Here is an 18,709-nt window from a genome sequence, read left to right on the forward strand (position 1 = left end):
GCAATGGGCGGGACTGATTGGAAGGAAAGCTGGCAGTGGTAAAGCTCATAGAGGTTGCCCCAACCCCCGATGTATTGATGGGCGTAAAAGCTGTATGGGGTCGCTCAAGCGAGCCGGTTATGTGCTTTGGGTCCCATGGCAACGCAGCACTTAAAGACAGGGCTCATTTCTCTCTCGCCAGAACTACAGCGGAACGGTCAATTGATCAGCCATATTTCCTCACAATTGGAGGGGGCGATCAAGTCCCTGACGACTTGCGGGGCCGCGTGTTGGAACTTGTCAGATCAACCGGGGTCTACGGCGAGACTACCGCGTTTGTTCGCGACGACGAGTTGAAGGCCCGCCTTGCCCAATGGCCAGTGGCGGTTATCATCTCCGAAGTATACTCAGTTGTGAGTGAGCCCCGTCTTGTCCAAGATCTCGGCCAGCCAGATCATCGTATTCTTACCAATGCCTTCGACCGCGTTAAGCGAGATGACGCCCAGATCCGTCTGCTATGGGAGGTCCTAAAGGACCTGGAGATTGAGAGGCGATGGGAGATACAGCTCCCGTCTGGTTTTCGAGATTCGAGTCGCGTGCAGATGTTTGGCTCGATGTACCCACGCTTGGACAGCACCTCCAGCGAAGGCAAAAGAGTGTGGAAACTTCAGAGGGAGATGGAACGTGATGCTGCCCTAGCTCGAGCGACCAAGGCAGCGAACCGCGCGAGAAATGGCGGCGTTATAATCTGCGAGGCGTGCGGCTACTCAGATTCGCTTAGCATGATGTTTGATGCCCATCATCGTAGCCCCCTTTCAATCGGCCCCCGAGAGACCCGACTGGACGATCTGGCCGTGCTATGCCCAACTTGTCATCGATGGTCTCATGCAAAGGCGGAGGACAAGTTGTCGCCTATACCTGTGCATGAACTTGCTGAGGCTATGAGGCTGGCAAGGGTCAACCCGACGGCTACTGACGACTAATGTCAATCGATATGAATTGACCGGCTAACGAGACCTGTCCCTGCGATCGAGCTGCATGCGTGCGCAGCTCGGGCTGTGCAGGTAGAAGTGCAGGTGTCGGGGCAGGTCTTGCCGCCGCTAAGGCGCAATTCTGCGTCTTAGCGGCTGAAAAATGGTGCCCAGAAGAGGACTCGAACCTCCACTCCTTGCGGAACACGGACCTGAACCGTGCGCGTCTACCAATTCCGCCATCTGGGCTGGTGCGGGCTCAATAAGCGGGCAAGCGATTGCTGTCAACGCGCTTTTTTAAACCCGCTGCTCGCTTGCCGGCTTAGCCTTCCAGCACTTCCTTCGAAGCCACGGTCGAATCGGCGTTGAGCTGGTAGATCACCGGCACGCCGGTGCCGAGTTCCAGCTTGACGATCTCCTCGCCTGACTTGCCGTCCAGCGCCATGATCAGCGCGCGCAGCGAATTGCCGTGGGCGGCGACCAGCACCGTGCCGCCGCGCAGCACATGCGGCTGCAGATCGTGCAGGTAATAGGGCCAGACGCGGGCGCCGGTGTCCTTCAGGCTTTCGCCGGCGGGCGGCGGCACATGATAGGAGCGGCGCCAGACATGCACCTGCTCCTCGCCCCATTTCTGGCGCGCGTCGTCCTTGTTGAGGCCGGAGAGGTCGCCATAGTCGCGCTCGTTCAGCGCCTGGTCGCGAACGGTCTGCAAGTCGCTCTGGCCGACCGCGTCGAGAATGTGCTGGCAGGTTTTTTGTGCCCGGATCAGCGCCGAGGTGAAGGCGATATCGAACTTCAGGCCGCGCGCCTTGAGTTTTTGGCCAGCAGCCTTGGCCTCGGCATGGCCCTGCTCCGTCAGATCGACGTCGCGCCAGCCGGTGAACAGGTTCTTCAGGTTCCATTCGCTCTGGCCGTGGCGCACGAGCACGAGGGTTCTCGACATTTTTGCTCCTCTGGGGTCTGAGCATTCCAGGAAAAGTGTGTAGTGGTTTTCCGTCCTGCGTAAGAACGAAGATGGTTCAGGGTCGTTTCAGGCAAGCCCAAGCACGTCCCGCATCGAATACAGTCCCGGCTTCTGGCCATGCGCCCAGAGTGCGGCCTTGACGGCACCGCGGGCGAAGATGGCGCGGTCCTCGGCATGGTGCGACAGCGTGATGCGCTCGCCGGTGCCGGCCAGGATTACGCTGTGGTCGCCGACCACCGAGCCGCCGCGCAGTGTGGCAAAACCGATCGTGCCGGTTTGTCGCACACCCGTATGGCCGTCGCGCGAACGCACATCATTGCCGGCCAGCGCGATGCCGCGCCCGGCGGCGGCCGCTTCGCCGAGCAGAAGCGCCGTGCCCGAAGGCGCGTCGACCTTGTGCCTGTGGTGCATTTCGAGGATCTCGATGTCGAAATCGTCGGCGTCGAGCGCGCGTGCCGCCTGTTCGACCAGCACCGCCAGCAGATTGACGCCGAGGCTCATATTGCCAGACTTGACGATGGTCGCGTGGCGGGCGGCGGCAGCGATTTTCGCGTTGTCGTCGGCCGAACAGCCTGTCGTGCCGATGACATGGACGATGCGCGCCTGCGCCGCGTAACCGGCGAACTCGACCGTCGAGGCCGGGGTGGTGAAATCGAGCACGCCGTCGGCCCTGGCGAAGACCGGCAACGGATCGCTGCCGATCGCCACGTCGATGCGGCCGACGCCGGCGAGTTCCCCCGCATCCTTGCCCAGGTGAGGCGAATCCGGGCGCTCGACCGCGCCGATGACGCGGGCGCCCGGAATGGCGTGGATGGCGCGGATCAGCGTCTGGCCCATGCGGCCGGCCGCGCCGACCACCACAAGGCCCATATCGCCGGCCGGCTCGCCTGATGTGGTCTCGCTCATGGCGTGCTCCCGGCGATGTCCTGGGTCTCTAGTTCCTGAACCGAAGTTTCGGCCGGGGCGCTGTCGTCGACAAGCCCCAGGCCCTTGACGCCCTGTATCCGGTGGAAACGGGCATAGACGCTGTGCGGGTCGGCCATCAGCGAGGCATGCGTGCCCTCTTCGACCAGATGGCCCTGTTCCAGCACGATGATGTGGTCGGCATTGACCACGGTGGACAGGCGGTGCGCGATGACGATGGTGGTGCGCCCTTCCATGACCTTGGTGAGCGCCTGCTGGACGCGCGCTTCGGCCTCGTTGTCGAGCGCCGACGTCGCCTCGTCGAGCAGCAGGATCGGCGCCTGGCGCACAATGGCGCGGGCAATCGACACGCGCTGGCGCTGGCCGCCGGAAAGCGTGGCGCCATTCTCGCCGACCGGCGTGTCATACCCTTGCGGCTGCTGGCGGATGAACTCGTCGGCCGCGGCCAGTCGCGCGGCCTGTTCGATCTCGGCATCGGTGGCCGAGGGGCGGCCATAGCGGATGTTGTCGCGGATGGTGCCCTCGAACAGATAGGGCGCCTGCGAGACATAGGCTATCGAGCCGCGCAGCGACTGTTTGGTGACCTTGGAAATGTCCTGGCCATCGATCTCGATCGTACCGCTCTCGACGTCGTAGAAGCGCTGCAGCAGCGCCACCAGTGTGGTCTTGCCGGCACCGGAGGCGCCGATGACGGCGGTCATCTTGCCGGCGGCGGCGACAAAGCTGAGGTCCTGAAGGACAGGCGTCTCCTCGACATAGCGGAAGGACACGTTGTTGAAGCGCACTTCGCCCGTGGTGAAGTTTGCTTTGGTGGCGCCAGGCGCGTCGCCCTGCTTCGGCTCGAGGTCGAGCAGCTCGTAGATCATGCGTGCATTGACCAGAGCCCGTTCCATGCCGACCTGCATGCGTGCCAGGCGGCGCGCCGGATCATAGGCCAGGATCAGCGCCGTGATGAAGGAGAAGACCGCGCCAGGCGGCTGCCCGAGAACCAGAGCCCGGTAACCGGAATAGGCGATGACGGAGGTGACGGCGAAGCCGGCCAGCATGTCGGAAATCGGCGACAGCCGTTCGGAGACGCGGGCAATCTTGTTCGAGCGCTGTTCGGCGTCGCTGGCGAGCTTGCCGATGCGGCTGGACAGTTCGTCCTCCATGGTGAAGGCCTTGACGATGGCGATGCCTTGCGTGGCTTCCTGCACGGCGCCGATCAGGCGCGAATTGATCAGCACGGATTCGCGGGTAATGCGCCGCACGCGACGGGTGAGGTAGACGACGGCCCAGATCAGCGGCGGTCCGATCAGCAGCGAACTGAGCGACAGGACCGGATCCTGGTAGACCATGACGCCGAGCAGGCCGATCAGCGTCACCGCGTCGCGGGTGATCGAGGTCAGCGTCAACGACAGGAGGTCGCGGATGCCGCCGACGTTTTCGTTGACCTGCGCCGCCAGCCGGCCGGAGCGTGTATCATTGAAGAAGCCGACGCCGAGCTTCATCAGGTGATCGAAAATGCGCTTCTGGTAGCGCGCCACCAGATTGTTGCCGATCTTGGCCAGCGCCACCGCCTGGCCATAGCCGGCAAAGCCGCGCAGCAGGAAGGCCGCCATGAAGCCTGCGCATATCCACACGATCGCGTCGCCACGCCGTTCGTAGAAGATCTGGTTGACCATCGGGGCCATGATCCAGGCCGTGAAGGCGGTCGTGCCCGAAACGATCAGCGAGCAGGTGATGACCATCACATAAGTCCAGCGATAGTCGTGGCTGTTCTCAGCGAGAATGCGGCGCAGCACCGCTGTGACCTCGCCGGGCCGGGCTTTCAGCTTGTTTGGAGTTTGAAGTGTCAAATCAGAGGGCTTTGTCGGTTTCGCTTCCCGTGGCCGGGCAATTCGGCACCCCTATTAACGCCAAGCCGCCGGCTTGCCTATGCCTTGGGGTGACTAACTTCGTCGCGCCAGCGCCGGCCCGATGTCTGGACGCCGAACAGCGTGGGGTTCCTGGCATAGGCGGCAAGGCCGAGAAGGGCGGCCAGCGGATGGGTGATGACGTAGACCGGCATGGTGCGCATCAGCGCGCTGTGCGGCGCCTTGTCTTCGAAGGCGGCGCGGAAATTGCCCTCCTTCAGCGCCGGCACGATCTTTTGCGCGATGCCGCCGGTGAGGAACACGCCGCCCCGGCTCATGAACACCAGCGCCAGGTCGCCGGCGGTGCGGCCGAGGCAGGTGACGAAGGTCTCGAGCGCTTCCTGCGCCACCGGATCGGTCTTGGTCAGTGCCGCACCGGTGACTTCGGCCGGCGTGGTGAAGGGCGACGGCTTGCCATCCGCCTTGGCCACGGCCCGGTAGACGTTGACGAGACCGCGTCCGCACAGGATCTGTTCGCCCGAAATGCGGCCCTCGAGCTTCTCGATATGCGGGAAGACCTCGAAATCGCGCGGCGTGCGCGGCCCGATGTCCATATGGCCGCCTTCGCCGGGCACCGGGATCCAGTGATGCAGCGCGTGGATCAGCCCGGCGACGCCCAGCCCGGTCCCGGGGCCAAGCACGACGCGGCCGGCATTGGGTTCCGGCGTGCCGCCGCCGATCTTTTCCATATGCTCTTCGCCAAGCGCCACGACGGCCAGAGCCTGCGCCTCGAAATCGTTGAGCACGACGATGTCGCTCAGGCCCAGATTGGCGAACATCTGCCGCGGCTTGACCACCCAGGGACAGTTGGTGAGCTCGATCTCGTCGCCGTCGACCGGGCCGGCCACGGCCAGCACCGCCGAATTTGGCCGGACCGACGAGCGGTCGAGCACCGCCGCCTGGATCGCCTCGTCGATGGTGTTGTAATTGGCGGTCTGGACGATGATCGGCTCGCCGGCCTCGGAATTGGCGTCGAGCACGATCGAAAACCGCGCATTGGTGCCGCCGATATCGCCGATCAGGATCGGAAACCGCAGCAAAGTCTCGTCATCGCCCGTGCTTGGCATGCTCTCGTCCGTCCCCGGCGCCCGCGACGGCATTCGCCGTTCCTGCGTTGACTAGCGCATGAGTTTGAAAAGGGAAACGGTTTTCGGTCCCCTTGGCGCGCAGGGAGAAGTTCTGCGGCCAAAACGGCCACTGTTTCGTGAAAACGGGCGGCTAAACCATTGAGCCTGCGGGTGGCGCGCCAATCACTTCACGGGCGGCCGTGGCCGCGGCACCGGTACGCCGACCTCGGGTGTCGCGGTGAAGGCGTTCACCGCGCTTGGCAGGCCGGCGGTGCCGCTTGCCGTGACGGCGGGCAGCGACGGCGCTTCCGGCTCAGGCACCGCCACCGCGACCGGCACGGCGACGCCGTGATAGGTCGCGGCCTCGGCCGAGGCAGGCCCCGGCGCGTCGAGCACCGCGCGGCATTCCCTGGGCAGGTTGGCCATCGTCATCAGGTCACGTGCCTTGGGCGCATCCGGGTTCTTGTTCGGTCGCCACGGCTCCTGCGTGAACCACCAGGCCAGCGGCTTGCCGCAGCCATCATCCTCCGGCGTTGCTTCCTGCGCCTTGCAATTGGGCGAGCCAGGCTGGCAGCCGATGCGCATGTGGAAATGGTAGTCGTGGCCCCAGAACGGCCTGATCTTGCGTAGCCACGAGCGGTCACTCTTGACCGTGTCGCAGAGCTTTTTCTTGATGCCGGGATTGACCAGGATGCGCTCGACCTCCGGATAGCTCGCCGCGCGCTTCAAAAGCCGCGTGTGCGCCGGCGTCCACAGCGCGTCTTTCACAAGATGCGTCTTGTCGTCGACCATCAAGGTGGCGCTCATGGTCTCGCGCTGCGCCCTGGTCATGGTGCGGTCGGGCATCGGCGTCAGCCAGATGTCGGCGTCGAGCCCGATCTGGTGCGAGGCATGACCTGATAGCATCGGGCCGCCGCGTGGCTGCGCGATGTCGCCGATCAACAGGCCCGGCCAACCGTCGGCGACGGCGTCGCGCGACAATCTCTCGATCAGCGCGATCATCGCCGGATGGCCCCAGCGGCGGTTGCGCGATGGCCGCATCACCTGCCAGGTCGGACCATCCATGGGAATGGCGACGCCGCCGGCAAAACAGCCCTTGGAATAGAAGCCGAAGGATTGCGGGGCGGTGGCCGTCGGCAGCTTCTCGGCGCCGAACAGGTCTTTCGCCCGCTCCTCGGCCGCTGCCGGCTGCGCGGCCAGGCCTGCCAGAGCCAGCGCTGCCGCCAATACCGCATTTCTGGGGCAAAGCGACCGCATCGATGATTTCATGAACCGCACCCCCGTGCCTGCAATCGCCGAATCATACCACGCCAAGCGCCACGCTTCGATCATCCTATCCCTTCACGCCCCTCATCGGGCTGCGCGGCGCACCGTCACGCCAGTCGCCGCTTGCCCACATATGGTCGAAAGCGGCGCGATAGTCGGGAAAGCGAAACCGATAGCCCGCCGCCTTGATCGCCGCATTGGCGACCCGCTTGTTCTCGCCATAGAAGGACCGCGCCATGGGCGAAAGTTGGGCGGTGTCGAAGGGAATTTCGGGCGGCGGCTCAACGCTCATCAGATGTGCGGCGTAGGCGACGACATCCTGCGGCGGCGCCGGCTCATCGTCGGTGACGTTGAAGATGCCGCCTCTATTGCCGCTGATCAGATGCCACAGCGCGCCTGATATGTCGTCGCAATGGATGCGGTTGAACACCTGGTCCGGCTTGACCAGCCGCCTGGCAGTGCCGTTCTCCAGATTGACCAGCGCGTTGCGGCCGGGACCGTAAATGCCGGACAGCCGCAGGATCGCCACTGGGCGCCCGATGTCCTCGCCAAGCCTCTGCCAGGCCCGCTCGGCCTCGACCCGCATGACCGAGCGCTTCGACACCGGCCGGCAGGCGGCCGTCTCGTCGACCCAGGCGCCGCCATGATCCCCATAGACGCCAACGGTCGAGAGATAGCCTATCCATTCCAGCGCCGGCATCCCTGCGATTGCCTGGCGAGCGGCATTCAACACCGGATCGCCGGCTTCTTCCGGACCGACCGAAACCACCAGATGCGTGGTTTTCTCCAGCGCAGCGCCGATTTCGTTCGTCAACTTGCCGTCGAACAGCAGTGGGACGATGCCGGCCTGGCGCAGCGCTTCGAATTTTTCCTCGGAGCGTGTCGTGCCGAAGATGCTGGCGGTTCCCCTATTGGCGCGGGCAAAGGCCTTTCCGGAATAACCGGCACCGAAAATGAAGACCTGTTTTCCGCTCATGCATGTGCCCTGTTTGGCCGCGCCAGGCGCCATTCCTCGCGCACCGCCGCGTCGTCCTCACTGTTCAAGCCGTTCGCGGCCCGTTCGGCATATTCGGTTTCCGGCACCAGCCGCGCCAGCGCCCATATTGCCGCGCCCCGCACCAGAGGAGAAGCATCGCCGAGCAGGCCCCGGACGACGCCGGCAAGCGCGCCGTCGCCGGAATTGCCGGCGGCGATCAGCACGTTGCGGACGAAACGGTCGCGGCCGATGCGTTTGATCGGCGAACCGGAGAAGCAGGCGCGGAAGCCGGCATCGTCGAGGGCCAAGAGATCGGCGAGCGGCGGCTCGCGCAGATCGTCGCGCGCGGCGAGCTTGGCCTCGGACGCGGCGCGGGCGAATTTGTTCCAAGGACAGGCGGCGAGGCAGTCGTCGCAGCCATAGATGCGGTTGCCGATCTTTTCCCGAAATTCATGCGGGATCGGCCCCTTGTTCTCGATCGTGAGATAGGAGATGCAGCGCCGCGCATCGAGCCTGTAGGGCGCGGGGAACGCGTCGGTCGGGCAGGCGTCGAGGCAGGCGCGGCAGGAGCCGCAATGGTCGATCTCGGGCTTGTCCGGTTCCAGTTCGGCCGTGGTGAAGATGGTGCCGAGGAACAGCCAGGAGCCGTGCTCGCGGCTGACTAGGTTGGTGTGCTTGCCTTGCCAGCCCAGCCCCGCTGCTTCCGCCAGCGGCTTTTCCATCACGGGCGCCGTGTCGACGAAGACCTTCACGTCGCCGCCGGCGCGCGCGACGATCTTGCCGGCGATCTCCTTCAGCCGGCCCTTCATGACCTCGTGATAGTCGCGGTTTTTCGCGTAGACCGAGATCGCGCCGCGATCGCGCCTGGCCAGCACGTCGCGCGGATCATGGTCCGGCCCGTAATTCATCGCCAGCACGATGATCGAGCGCACGTCGGGCCACAGCGTGGATGGCTCGCCGCGGCGCGCAATCGTCTCGGCGATCCAGTCCATCGAGCCGTGAAAGCCGTCGGCGACGAATTCGGCCAGGCGGGCCGGCGCCAGCGGGATGGCATCCGGGGTGGTGACGGCAACCGCGTCGAAGCCGGCGCGCCGCGCCTGCGCGTCGATCAGCGCGCGCAGTTTCGACGCGTCAGAAGTCGAGATCCGCATAGTGCGATACCGGCGACAGGCCGCGCACGCGGTCGGTCAGGAGCGGCCGGAAGGAGGGCCGCGACTTCACCCGCGTGTACCATTCGCGCGCGGCGGGGTGTTCGCGCCAGTCGATCTCGCCGAGATAATCGAGCACCGACAGCGTCGCGGCGGCCGCCAGATCGGCATAGGTGACCCTGCCGCCGGCCAGCCAATGACGGGTGCCCGCCAGCCAGTTAGTGTATTTCATGTGCTGGCGGATGTTGGCGCGCGCGGCGCGGATGGCGCCTGAATCGGGCGAGCCGCCGCCCGCCGTTTCCGGCATCACCGGCTTCAGCACGCGTTCGCGCACCAGATGGCGCGTCACTTCGCTTTCGGCCTTGTTGAGATACCAGTCGATCAGCCGGCGGATTTCGGCGCGCTGCATCGGGTCCTCGGCGAACAGCCGCTTGTCGCGCTTGAGCACGCCCCGCGTCTCGTCGAGATATTCGGAAATCACCGTCGCGCCGATGATCGGCACGTCGCCTTCGGCCAGCAGGATCGGCAGTGTACCGGCCGGATTCAGCGCCAAGAACTCCTTGCGCCGCGTCCACGGCTTTTCCTCGATCAGCGCCAGCTCCTCGCCATACTCGCCAAAGGCGAGGCGGACGAAGCGGCAGGTGGCGAACATGGGATGGTGGAAAAGCGTCAGCATGGTTCCGCGATGATAAAGCGCACTGGTGTCGTTCAGAATCCGGAATTCGCGCATCGCGCTCGTTCCAGGTATGGCGAATTCCGGATTGCCACACTGGCGAATCGCAGGGCGCACCGGTAAGTCTTGGCCGCCCGGCTAGCGGGCCGTCAGGGGTGTTGCGACCTATAGGGGGACTTCGGCGCCATGACAAGCAAGCCATTCTGTTAGCCGTCACGCCAATGCCGAGGTAGAAATGGAAAGCCAGACCATCGTCGAAGCCCTGCTGCTTGGCCTGCTGGAGGGGTTGACCGAATTCATCCCGGTGTCCTCGACCGGCCACATCCTGCTCGCCGGCCATTTCCTCGGGTTCCAGTCGACCGGCAAGGCCTTCGAGATCCTGATCCAGCTCGGCGCCATCCTGGCGATCCTCAGCGTCTATTTCCGGCGCCTGTGGCAGATGCTGCTCGACCTGCCGCATGACCGGCTGACGCGGCATTTCGTCATCGGCATCCTCATCGCCTTCCTGCCGGCGGCGATTATCGGCGCGCTGGCGCATGATTTCATCAAGACGGTGCTGTTCGAATCACCCCGACTGATCTGCATCATGCTGATCATCGGCGGCGTCGTGCTGCTGGTCGTCGACCGCATGAACCTCAAGCCGGTCTATCGCGACGTCGAGCGGTTCCCGACCAGACTCTACCTGCAGATCGGCCTGTTCCAGTGCCTGTCGCTGATCCCCGGCACGTCGCGTTCGGGTTCGACCATCGTCGGCGCGCTGCTTCTGGGTGTAGACAAGCGGGCGGCGGCGGAATTTTCCTTCTTCCTCGCCATCCCGACCATGGTCGGCGCCTTCGCCTTCGACCTGTTCAAGAACCGCAACGTGCTGACCTCGGCCGATCTGCCGATCATCGCCATCGGCTTCGTCGCCGCTTTCGTCACGGCCTTGGTCGTGGTGCGCTACCTGCTCGACTACGTCTCGCGCAACGGCTACTCGCTGTTCGGCTGGTGGCGCCTGGTGGTGGGGATCGTCGGGCTGGTGGCGTTGATGATCTGGGGCTGAACGTGCGTTGTTGCAGGCCCCTCACCGGGATTGCCAACCGAATTGAGAGGGGCAATTCGGGGCAACCCGACCTCTCCCCTAGCGGCCGGATGAGGGGGGCTGCCTCGCACGGATTTCTGTCAACTCCTTCCGTAAAACGCATTCGGGACATGCACCGGCCAGCGCCACGGCAGCACGGCGACCATGTCGAAGCGCATTGACAGCCTGCCATAGTCGGGCTGGCGGGACAGCCAGATATCGGCAGCACCCTCGATGCGGCGCTCCGATTCGTGACCGATCGCCTCCATGGCCTCTATCAGCGTGCGGCGCGCCTTGACCTCGACGAACAGGACGAGGTCGCCGCGCCGCGCAATCAGGTCGATCTCGCCGAAGCGGGTGCGGTGGCGGCGCGCGAGAATCCGGTAGCCCTTCAACATCAGCGCGGCCGCCGCCAGCCATTCGCCGCGATGGCCGCGCCGGTAGGCCTTTTGGCGGCTGGCGCTCGGGCGCTCAGCCACCGCTGGTTTCTCGTTGCTCGGCCATGACTTTTGGACAAACGGAACCGTTTGTCCGAGAAAACCGGTTTCCGCTTTTCGCGATCATGGTCTGTCCTTGAGCTCGAGCAGCCGCCGATATAGCGCCTGCTTCTGGCCGCCGGTCATTTTTGCCGCTTCCGCCGCCGCCTTGGAGGCGGGCATTTCAGCGGCGAGCGACAAAAGCAGGCGATCGATGTCTTCAGGTTCGTCGGCCTTGGCCTCGGCGCAGCCGACGCAGACGACGATCTCGCCCTTGGGGGTATCCGCCGCCGCGTAGTGGTCGGCGAGCGCCCGCAGCGTGCCGGTGCGCATCTCCTCGAACGTCTTGGTCAATTCGCGGCCGATGGCGGCCTTGCGCTCGCCGCCGAGCGCCTCGACCATGGCGCCGAGCGACTCGGCCAGCCGGCGCGGCGATTCGAAGAAGATCAGCGTCGCCGGCACGGCTCTCAGGGCCTCCAGCCGGGCCAGGCGTTGTCCCGATTTAACCGGCAGGAAGCCGGCGAACAGGAAAGCGTCCGACGGCAGGCCCGACGCCGTCAGCGCGGCAAGCGGCGCCGAGGGGCCGGGGATCGGCACGACGCGGATGCCGTGGTCGAGCGCCTCGCCGACCAGCCGGTAGCCGGGATCGGAGACCAGCGGCGTGCCGGCATCCGAGATCAGCGCCACGCTCTGGCCGGCTTCGAGCGCCGCGACCAGCTTCGGCCCGGCCTCGCCCGCATTGTGTTCATGATAGGCCGTGGTGCGCCGGCGGATGCCGTAGCGGTCGAGCAGCACGCGCGACACGCGCGTGTCCTCGCAGGCGACAATGTCGGCGGCGGCCAGCGTCTCCAGCGCGCGCAGCGTGATGTCGGCGAGGTTGCCGATAGGCGTCGCCACCAGATAGAGCGCCGGATCGAGCGGACGGGCCGCGATCTCGGTCTGCCCGACCACATAGCTGCGCTTGCCCGTTTCGCCAGTCACCGATGCCGTCTCCGTTCAGCCTGTTGGCTTGCCAAACCCATTTGGCATGGCTGGCGCCGGCTTGCAAAACTCACACCGATGTAAGGCAGTCGCCATTCCTTCGCCACAGTAGGGAACGAAACCGGTTTTGGTAGATTTAGCCCCTGATTCCCAAGGGAGGACAGGATGGACAGCCTGACGATACAGGACGCTTTCGAGCCCTACTATGCCGGCCGCGGCCGGATTGCCGCACGCCAGGACAAGCGGCTGCCGGCCCGGGACGACACCAGCCTGACCAAGCAGGCCGCGATTGCCTTGCCGACGGATGTCAGGCTTTCCGACAACAAACCCGACAGCACGACGGAGCACTGACCGGACGATGCCCAATCGCTTCGATATTTTCATCACCCGTCTCGAAACGAAAACCGCGCGCCACGGCGTGCCGCTATCTCCGATAGGCGACCAGCACCGAGGGCGCCGCGACAAGGACAACGCCAAGCCGGTGCGCTCCGGAGAGTCCCACGCCGAGAAGGATCGCGGAAAGCATCGCCACAAACACGACGCCTGATCTGGTTCAGATCGGCGAGACGACAGTTCATCGTCGTGGGCGGAGCAAGGCGCGACGCAGCGCATGCCCGCGAGCAACACGGGCCTCGGTCAGCCGAAAGGCACTCAGCCTCCCAGCGCCCGATCCAGATCGGCGATCAGATCGTCGCCATCCTCGATCCCCGCCGACAGCCGCACCAGCGAATCCGATATGCCGATCTCCGCCCGCTTCTCGGCGGGAATGGAGCCATGCGTCATCAACGCCGGGTGCTCGATCAGGCTCTCCACCCCGCCAAGACTTTCGGCCAGCGTGAACAGCTGCGTGCGTTCGAGAAAGCGTTTGGTGCCGGCAAAATCGCGATCGAGCACAGCCGTGATCATGCCGCCGAAGGCATGCATCTGCTGGACCGCGATGGCGTGCTGGGGATGGCTGGCGAGGCCGGGATAGATGACGCGGCGCACATCTTTTCGCGCTTCCAGCCATTGCGCGATTTTGAGGCCGTTGGCGGAATGACGCTCCATCCTGAGCGCCAGGGTCTTCAAACCGCGCAGCGCTAAGAAACTATCAAACGGGCCGGATATGGCTCCGATGGCGTTCTGCAGGAATTTCAGGCGATCGGCCAAATCCTTTTTGTCGCCGACAACTGCGACGCCGCCGACCATGTCGGAATGGCCGTTCAGATATTTCGTCGTCGAATGGACCACGATGTCGATGCCGAGCTCCAGCGGCCGCTGGATGTAGGGGCTGCAGAAGGTGTTGTCGGCGACGGACAAGATCCCCTTGCGCTTCGCCAACGCCGCGACGCCTTCGAGATCGACGATGCGCAGCAATGGATTGGTCGGCGTCTCGACCCAAAGCATTTTTGTTTCCGGCCGGATCGCGGCTTCAACCGCGGCCAGATTGGTGAAATCGACGAAGGAAATTTGCAGATTGGCCGAGCGCTTGCGCACCCGCTCCATCAGCCGGAACGAGCCGCCATAAATGTCGTCGGTGGCGACGATATGCGCGCCGGCATCGAGCAATTCGAGCACCGTGGCGATCGACGCCAGGCCGGAAGCGAATGCGAAAGCCGCCGAGCCGCTTTCGAGATCGGCCACGGCGCGCTCGAAGGCGAATCGCGTCGGGTTCTGGCTGCGGGCATATTCGAAACCCTTGTGCACGCCGGGCGACTGCTGGCCATAGGTCGAGGTGGCGTAGATCGGCACCATCACCGCACCGGTGAGCGGGTCGTGGCTCTGGCCGCCATGGATGGTGCGCGTCGAAAACGCCAGGCGGTTCTTTCCGGATGTTGTCATCGTGCGCGCCTCAGATGGTTGATCAGGTCGATGCGGGTAATCAGGCCGACGAACTCGTCGCCGTCGAAGATGATGGCAACCTCGTTGCGGTCGAACACCGGCAGCAGCGCGTCCAGCGTCTGGCTGGCCTGCAGCGTGTGCAGGTTCGAGGTCATGGCTGTGCGCACCGGGCCGTTGAAGCGCTCCCAGCGCCCGTCATAGGGGCCGTCGACATGGGCAAGGATGTCGCTCTCGTCGACGATGCCGACGAGCTTGCCGTTGTCGAGCACTGGCAGTTGCGAGACATCGGAGCGGCGCATGCGTCCATAGGCGTTGAGCAGGCTCTCGTCCGGCCCGACATAGACGGTGTCGCCAGTGCGGTGAGTGCGCATCACGAGGTCACGCAGGTCGCCATGCTGTTCGTGTTCGGCCAGTCCCTGTTCCGCCAGCCAGAAATCGTCGAACACTTTTGACAGGTACTTGTTGCCGCTGTCGCAGACGAAGGTGACGACGCGCTTGGGCACCGTCTGCTCGCGGCAATAGCGCAACGCCGCCGATAGCAGCGTCCCGGAGGAAGAACCGGCCAGGATGCCTTCCCGGGACAACAGATCCCGCACCGCCAGCATGCTCTGCTTGTCCGTGATGGAATAGGCCTTCTTGACCAAAGACAGATCGGCATTGGGCGGCACGAAATCCTCGCCGATACCTTCCACGGTCCAGCTTCCCGCCTCTTCCATCTTGCCGGTCTTGATCAGCGGCGCCAGCACCGAGCCGACCGGATCGGCCAACACCATCTCCGTCTTCGGCGACACCTCGGCGAAGTAGCGGCCAAGTCCGGTCAGCGTGCCGCCCGAGCCGACGCCGACCACCACCGCGTCGACATCCCCGTCTAGCTGCGAGAAAATCTCCGGGCCGGTGGTCGTCTGATGCGCCAGCGGGTTGGCCGGATTGGCGAACTGGTTGGCGTAGAAGGCGCCGGGCAGTTCGGCGGCGATTTTTTCCGCCATGTCCTGGTAATATTCGGCATGGCCCTTGCCGACATCGGAACGCGTCATGCGCACTTCCGCGCCGAGCGCGCGCAGATGCTGGATTTTCTCGCGCGACATCTTGTCGGGCACGACCAGGATGATGCGGTAACCCTTGGGAATGCCGACCTGGGCGAGGCCAAGGCCGGTATTGCCGGCTGTCGCCTCGACGATGGTGCCGCCGGGCTTCAGCTTGCTCTGTTTTTCGGCCGCCGCGATCATCGACAGCGCGATACGGTCCTTGATCGAGCCGCCAGGGTTCTGGCTCTCGAGCTTGATGAACAGCCGGCATTTTCCGGTGTCGAACTTGGTCAGCTCGACGATGGGCGTCTGCCCGATCAGATCGAGCAACGACGCATAGGGCGGCCGGAGGCGCGAGAGCGCCCTATCCGAGGAGCCACTGTCGGCCGTGGTTTTTCTATGCTCACTCATGTCGGAGCCTCCATGGGTCAACCCTACCGTCTTTTCCAGCCGATCGCAGTTGGAAAGAAGATAGATCGTGCCAATCCGGTGGCCAGACGGGGAATGAAATTCCATGGGGCCGTCATCCAGGCGAGGCGGTGCCGTCCGAAACGCCAGCGAGACAGCGCCAAGCCGTGGGACTGGACGGCGGCATGATCCGGTCCAGCGAAGGCGTCGCAACCTGATCACCGGCCAGCAGAATTTTCCGGCGCCGAGACCGCGCGCGCCGTATGTGAGGCATTGGGCTGAACGCCATCCCTCCGGCTGGTAGCTGGAGGGACTTCAGTCTTAGTTGAGCAACAGCTAATATATATGTAGCTTGGTCGTGCGGGGGACGATCCCAATCGAAGCCTAACCCGCGATGGCCGGTGCGACCTGCTTCCAACCCAAGCATCCCCGCACCGGCCATTCTTTTGGTCCGAGGGCATAGGAAAGCACTGGCTCGAAACCGGGCTGGGGAGGCATTGGGGCACTCGACGGAAGGAAGATCGCGCCTTTTGGCAGGCCGATTTCGCACCCCCATTACCGCGGCCCATATCAAACCACGTATATCTCGATTGACTAAAGTAATGGAACGTCCAATGGACAAGCACGGAACGTTCGAAGACCCCTCGGACCAAGGCCTGCTAGCGCGCAAGACTTTAGTCCTGCCGTTTTATAGTTAAGAACGGAAGTTGTTCAGACCGACATAGGGCCGCTCAGGACGAATACCAGACTACGCCCAGCCGAATATGGTGCGATCACGGAAGACGCTCGCCGCTTAAGGCGGGCACCGCTTGCCAAAGACAATCGCCGCCTGGGGTTGTCTACCCCAGCAACCGCTTGCTCAGCCTGGCGCACTGGACTCGGATATCGGGAATGGCGTCGATCTCGAAGAAGGTGCCGCGCGTCAGCGGGCCGACGGCGAGGATTTTTCGCGAAACGGTGCCATCGGCGGCGATGATCTCGCAATTGGGCGAGACGTCGAGGCCGATGCGCAGCGGATCCGGCCGCGCAAGGCCGCGGTCGACCAGCGAGCGCACCACGCTGTTCGACGAGGTCGAGATGTCGCGCACGATACCGGAGCAATCATAGATGCGGGCGACGCCGAATGTTTCGAGGCGCTGGGTGTGGCGCGACTGGACCTCCACCGCGAAGCCGTCGCCCGGCATGACGCCGACGACGCGCCCGGCGAGCGGCCGGATGCGGCCCGATTGCACGGCCTCCGTCACCCTGGCGTAGACCTCGGGTGCCATGCGGTGGCGATGGATGTCCCACCAGGCCTTGGTGTGCTCGACGAAGCGGCGCTTGGCCGAGGCCGGCCAGTTCTGCCAGATCTTCTGATTGAAGGGGCGCAGGCCGTCCACCACGTCGCGCCAGTCGACGCCGGCCTTCTGGTTCTGACGGATAAGGTCGCGGAACCAGCCGACGAAATAGGAGAGCTGGGTACCGAGCGGGATGTCGGCGACGTCGAGCTTGATCGGATTGCCCTTGCGGTGCGGCGAGGGCAGCAGGCCGCGCCGCGACACCGCGATGATGTCGCCGCGATGGCCGCGCTGCTCCAGGGAAAGGAATGCATCGACCATGCTCAAGCCCGTGCCCAGCACCAGGATGCGGCTATCTGGATCGAGCGCGGTGTCGGCTTCCGAGCCCATCCGGATCGCATGGCCCTGCGCCGGCTGTTCGTCATGGCCGGTGGCGAGCACGGCAAGATGGGCGACCACGCTGGTGCCGTTGGCCAGCGCCACCTCGACCCCGGACGCCGTCGGCGTGATCGACAGGCTCTCCTCACGGATCAGGCGCAGCCGGCCGCTCTCGCGCTCGCGCGTTTCCAGGTCGTCGAGCAATTCCTTGAGATAACGCGCGTAGAGGCTGCGCGGCGCATAGACCGGAACCTGCTCTGGTGTCGCAAGCCCCCGCTCCAGCAGCCAGCGCCAGAAATTGCCGGGATCGTCGGCATAGGCGCTCATGCCTGCGGCGCTGACATTCAGCACATGCGCCGACAGCAGCGTCGAATAGGCAATGCCCTGGCCAAAATGCGGGCGTTTTTCGATCAGCGTGACGCGCAGGTCCGGATTGGGCGATTTGAGCAGATGCGCGGCCAGCACGACGCCGCTGGCGCCGCCGCCGACGATGATGATGGAACGGGTCGGGTTGGTTCGCCCGGTCATGCGCAAGCGAGCCCCATGCGAAGTGCCGGCTTCAGGCCTGGACCTTCACCGCGACCGACAGGTCGTTCCGCACCACCGGCAGGTCGTCCCTCGCGACCGGGAGGTCGTCGGCAATGTCGCGCATCTCGGCGAGGCTGCGCTGGTCGAGCACCTCGGCGATCGCCTGCCGGACTTCCAGCATCAGATGTCGGACTTGGCATGTCGCCTCGTTGCAGTCTTCACAGCGCTGATACTGTGTGCGGCTGGCGCAGGGGATCGGAGCCAGCGGACCGTCGAGGACGCGCACGACGTGGCCGACCTTGATCTCGTCGGCGGGCCGGGCCAGGCGATAGCCGCCCTCCTTGCCCTTCCGGCTCTGGACGAAGCCGGCATTGCGCAGCTCGCCCAGTATAGCGTCGAGGAATTTCTTCGGGATGTTGTTGCCGGTCGCGATATCGCCGACGAAGGCGAGCCGTCCGGCCGGCATGTGCGCGAGATGGACGAGCGCCTTGAGGCCGTACTTGCCTTTTTTGGTGAGCATGAACCGAACGTTTCTCTGTCGTGCGATGGCCTTAGACCATCCGTTGCGAAACGCCTCGCGTGCCTCCCCGCCGCGCCGAAGCCTCCACGACACATAAATTCCAGTGACATGATATACAAGCCAATTGCGATTGATCTTGTTGGATTTTCAACTCGTTGCGGCGATTTTAGGCCCGCCTTGTGATTTCGAGGACACAGACGCCAGGCTTGCTCGCATGACGGCCCGCGGCTGGGAACCGACGACGCCAGCGATCTCCACGATACGCTTGGGATGGCCTGTCATCGGCACCTCGCATCTATGTCCATAAGGTTACTATACTTAAGTGCCGGCACGTGGAACCTCATTCTAAATTCCGCGCCATTCGAAGCATCA

The 18,709-nt window shown here is 64.4% G+C and carries 18 protein-coding genes and 1 tRNA gene; 4 read left to right on the forward strand and 15 right to left on the reverse strand.

Annotated features, from left to right (window positions below):
- Positions 1–17 precede the first annotated feature (17 nt).
- Entirely contained in the window at positions 18–962 is a 945-nt protein-coding gene (locus FJW04_RS01745; RefSeq protein WP_140711987.1) for an HNH endonuclease, read from the forward strand.
- Between the two features lie 152 nt (positions 963–1,114).
- Here the strand turns inward: FJW04_RS01745 and FJW04_RS01750 are convergent.
- The 9 genes from FJW04_RS01750 to FJW04_RS01790 all read right to left on the reverse strand — a co-directional run bounded on the left by FJW04_RS01750 (position 1,115) and on the right by FJW04_RS01790 (position 9,866).
- Positions 1,115–1,199 (reverse strand) — tRNA-Leu (locus FJW04_RS01750).
- A 73-nt stretch (positions 1,200–1,272) separates the two neighbouring features.
- Positions 1,273–1,893: a 2,3-bisphosphoglycerate-dependent phosphoglycerate mutase gene (locus FJW04_RS01755; RefSeq protein ID WP_140711989.1), complete on the reverse strand. Its 621-nt coding sequence runs from the start codon at positions 1,891–1,893 to the stop codon at positions 1,273–1,275.
- An 87-nt stretch (positions 1,894–1,980) separates the two neighbouring features.
- Complete coding sequence (gene dapB, locus FJW04_RS01760; RefSeq protein WP_140711991.1) at positions 1,981–2,820, reverse strand: 4-hydroxy-tetrahydrodipicolinate reductase; 840 nt, start codon at positions 2,818–2,820, stop codon at positions 1,981–1,983.
- Positions 2,817–4,676, reverse strand: a complete 1,860-nt coding sequence (locus FJW04_RS01765; RefSeq protein ID WP_140711993.1) for an ABC transporter ATP-binding protein — start codon at positions 4,674–4,676, stop codon at positions 2,817–2,819. The genes dapB and FJW04_RS01765 overlap by 4 nt, the downstream gene beginning before the upstream one ends.
- Positions 4,677–4,753: 77 nt before the next feature.
- The gene (locus FJW04_RS01770) at positions 4,754–5,800 is read right to left on the reverse strand and encodes a glucokinase (protein WP_140711995.1); all 1,047 of its coding nucleotides are present in this window, start codon (positions 5,798–5,800) and stop codon (positions 4,754–4,756) included.
- A gap of 183 nt (positions 5,801–5,983) precedes the next feature.
- Entirely contained in the window at positions 5,984–7,069 is a 1,086-nt protein-coding gene (mepA, locus tag FJW04_RS01775; protein WP_140711997.1) for a penicillin-insensitive murein endopeptidase, read from the reverse strand.
- Between the two features lie 64 nt (positions 7,070–7,133).
- A complete protein-coding gene (locus FJW04_RS01780; RefSeq protein ID WP_140711999.1) occupies positions 7,134–8,042 on the reverse strand; it encodes an SDR family oxidoreductase in 909 nt (302 codons plus the stop codon).
- The gene (gene queG, locus FJW04_RS01785; RefSeq protein ID WP_140712001.1) at positions 8,039–9,193 is read right to left on the reverse strand and encodes a tRNA epoxyqueuosine(34) reductase QueG; all 1,155 of its coding nucleotides are present in this window, start codon (positions 9,191–9,193) and stop codon (positions 8,039–8,041) included. Before queG ends, FJW04_RS01780 begins: the two co-directional genes overlap by 4 nt.
- A complete protein-coding gene (locus FJW04_RS01790; protein WP_015314714.1) occupies positions 9,174–9,866 on the reverse strand; it encodes a glutathione S-transferase family protein in 693 nt (230 codons plus the stop codon). Before FJW04_RS01790 ends, queG begins: the two co-directional genes overlap by 20 nt.
- A gap of 232 nt (positions 9,867–10,098) precedes the next feature.
- Here FJW04_RS01790 and FJW04_RS01795 point away from each other — a divergent pair, with 232 nt between their 5' ends.
- On the forward strand, positions 10,099–10,905 hold the full coding sequence (locus FJW04_RS01795) for an undecaprenyl-diphosphate phosphatase (protein WP_015314715.1): 807 nt from the start codon (positions 10,099–10,101) through the stop codon (positions 10,903–10,905).
- 119 nt (positions 10,906–11,024) lie between these two features.
- Here the strand turns inward: FJW04_RS01795 and FJW04_RS01800 are convergent, their stop codons facing one another.
- Together FJW04_RS01800 and rsmI are read right to left on the reverse strand one after the other, a co-directional pair.
- Positions 11,025–11,402, reverse strand: a complete 378-nt coding sequence (locus FJW04_RS01800; RefSeq protein ID WP_015314716.1) for a YraN family protein — start codon at positions 11,400–11,402, stop codon at positions 11,025–11,027.
- Positions 11,403–11,483: 81 nt separating this feature from the next.
- Positions 11,484–12,380: a 16S rRNA (cytidine(1402)-2'-O)-methyltransferase gene (rsmI, locus tag FJW04_RS01805; RefSeq protein ID WP_140712003.1), complete on the reverse strand. Its 897-nt coding sequence runs from the start codon at positions 12,378–12,380 to the stop codon at positions 11,484–11,486.
- Positions 12,381–12,545: 165 nt separating this feature from the next.
- Between rsmI and FJW04_RS01810 the strand changes: the two genes are divergently transcribed.
- Both FJW04_RS01810 and FJW04_RS01815 read left to right on the forward strand, forming a co-directional pair.
- A complete protein-coding gene (locus FJW04_RS01810; protein ID WP_015314718.1) occupies positions 12,546–12,731 on the forward strand; it encodes a hypothetical protein in 186 nt (61 codons plus the stop codon).
- A 7-nt stretch (positions 12,732–12,738) separates the two neighbouring features.
- Entirely contained in the window at positions 12,739–12,927 is a 189-nt protein-coding gene (locus tag FJW04_RS01815; RefSeq protein WP_015314719.1) for a hypothetical protein, read from the forward strand.
- A 104-nt stretch (positions 12,928–13,031) separates the two neighbouring features.
- Here the strand turns inward: FJW04_RS01815 and FJW04_RS01820 are convergent, their stop codons facing one another.
- The 4 genes from FJW04_RS01820 to FJW04_RS01835 all read right to left on the reverse strand — a co-directional run bounded on the left by FJW04_RS01820 (position 13,032) and on the right by FJW04_RS01835 (position 18,337).
- A complete protein-coding gene (locus FJW04_RS01820; RefSeq protein ID WP_140712005.1) occupies positions 13,032–14,201 on the reverse strand; it encodes a PLP-dependent aspartate aminotransferase family protein in 1,170 nt (389 codons plus the stop codon).
- Entirely contained in the window at positions 14,198–15,637 is a 1,440-nt protein-coding gene (locus FJW04_RS01825) for a pyridoxal-phosphate dependent enzyme (RefSeq protein WP_140712007.1), read from the reverse strand. The genes FJW04_RS01820 and FJW04_RS01825 overlap by 4 nt, the downstream gene beginning before the upstream one ends.
- Positions 15,638–16,473: 836 nt before the next feature.
- On the reverse strand, positions 16,474–17,817 hold the full coding sequence (locus tag FJW04_RS01830) for an FAD/NAD(P)-binding protein (RefSeq protein WP_140712009.1): 1,344 nt from the start codon (positions 17,815–17,817) through the stop codon (positions 16,474–16,476).
- Positions 17,818–17,848: 31 nt separating this feature from the next.
- Complete coding sequence (locus FJW04_RS01835) at positions 17,849–18,337, reverse strand: Rrf2 family transcriptional regulator (RefSeq protein WP_140619852.1); 489 nt, start codon at positions 18,335–18,337, stop codon at positions 17,849–17,851.
- Positions 18,338–18,709: the final 372 nt, after the last annotated feature.

This window comes from Mesorhizobium sp. B2-7-3, assembly GCF_006440715.1.
GTDB lineage: Bacteria > Pseudomonadota > Alphaproteobacteria > Rhizobiales > Rhizobiaceae > Mesorhizobium > Mesorhizobium australicum.

What these genes read in the sequence shown, in the direction of transcription:
- FJW04_RS01755 (WP_140711989.1), bottom strand. Translation starts at nt 1,893, where the DNA reads ATGTCGAGAACCCTCGTGCTCGTGCGCCACGGCCAGAGCGAATGGAAC.
- dapB (WP_140711991.1), bottom strand. Translation starts at nt 2,820, where the DNA reads ATGAGCGAGACCACATCAGGCGAGCCGGCCGGCGATATGGGCCTTGTG.
- FJW04_RS01770 (WP_140711995.1), bottom strand. Translation starts at nt 5,800, where the DNA reads ATGCCAAGCACGGGCGATGACGAGACTTTGCTGCGGTTTCCGATCCTG.
- mepA (WP_140711997.1), bottom strand. Translation starts at nt 7,069, where the DNA reads ATGAAATCATCGATGCGGTCGCTTTGCCCCAGAAATGCGGTATTGGCG.
- FJW04_RS01780 (WP_140711999.1), bottom strand. Translation starts at nt 8,042, where the DNA reads ATGAGCGGAAAACAGGTCTTCATTTTCGGTGCCGGTTATTCCGGAAAG.
- queG (WP_140712001.1), bottom strand. Translation starts at nt 9,193, where the DNA reads ATGCGGATCTCGACTTCTGACGCGTCGAAACTGCGCGCGCTGATCGAC.
- FJW04_RS01790 (WP_015314714.1), bottom strand. Translation starts at nt 9,866, where the DNA reads ATGCTGACGCTTTTCCACCATCCCATGTTCGCCACCTGCCGCTTCGTC.
- FJW04_RS01795 (WP_015314715.1), top strand. Translation starts at nt 10,099, where the DNA reads ATGGAAAGCCAGACCATCGTCGAAGCCCTGCTGCTTGGCCTGCTGGAG.
- FJW04_RS01810 (WP_015314718.1), top strand. Translation starts at nt 12,546, where the DNA reads ATGGACAGCCTGACGATACAGGACGCTTTCGAGCCCTACTATGCCGGC.
- FJW04_RS01815 (WP_015314719.1), top strand. Translation starts at nt 12,739, where the DNA reads ATGCCCAATCGCTTCGATATTTTCATCACCCGTCTCGAAACGAAAACC.
- FJW04_RS01820 (WP_140712005.1), bottom strand. Translation starts at nt 14,201, where the DNA reads ATGACAACATCCGGAAAGAACCGCCTGGCGTTTTCGACGCGCACCATC.
- FJW04_RS01825 (WP_140712007.1), bottom strand. Translation starts at nt 15,637, where the DNA reads ATGAGTGAGCATAGAAAAACCACGGCCGACAGTGGCTCCTCGGATAGG.
- FJW04_RS01830 (WP_140712009.1), bottom strand. Translation starts at nt 17,817, where the DNA reads ATGACCGGGCGAACCAACCCGACCCGTTCCATCATCATCGTCGGCGGC.
- FJW04_RS01835 (WP_140619852.1), bottom strand. Translation starts at nt 18,337, where the DNA reads ATGCTCACCAAAAAAGGCAAGTACGGCCTCAAGGCGCTCGTCCATCTC.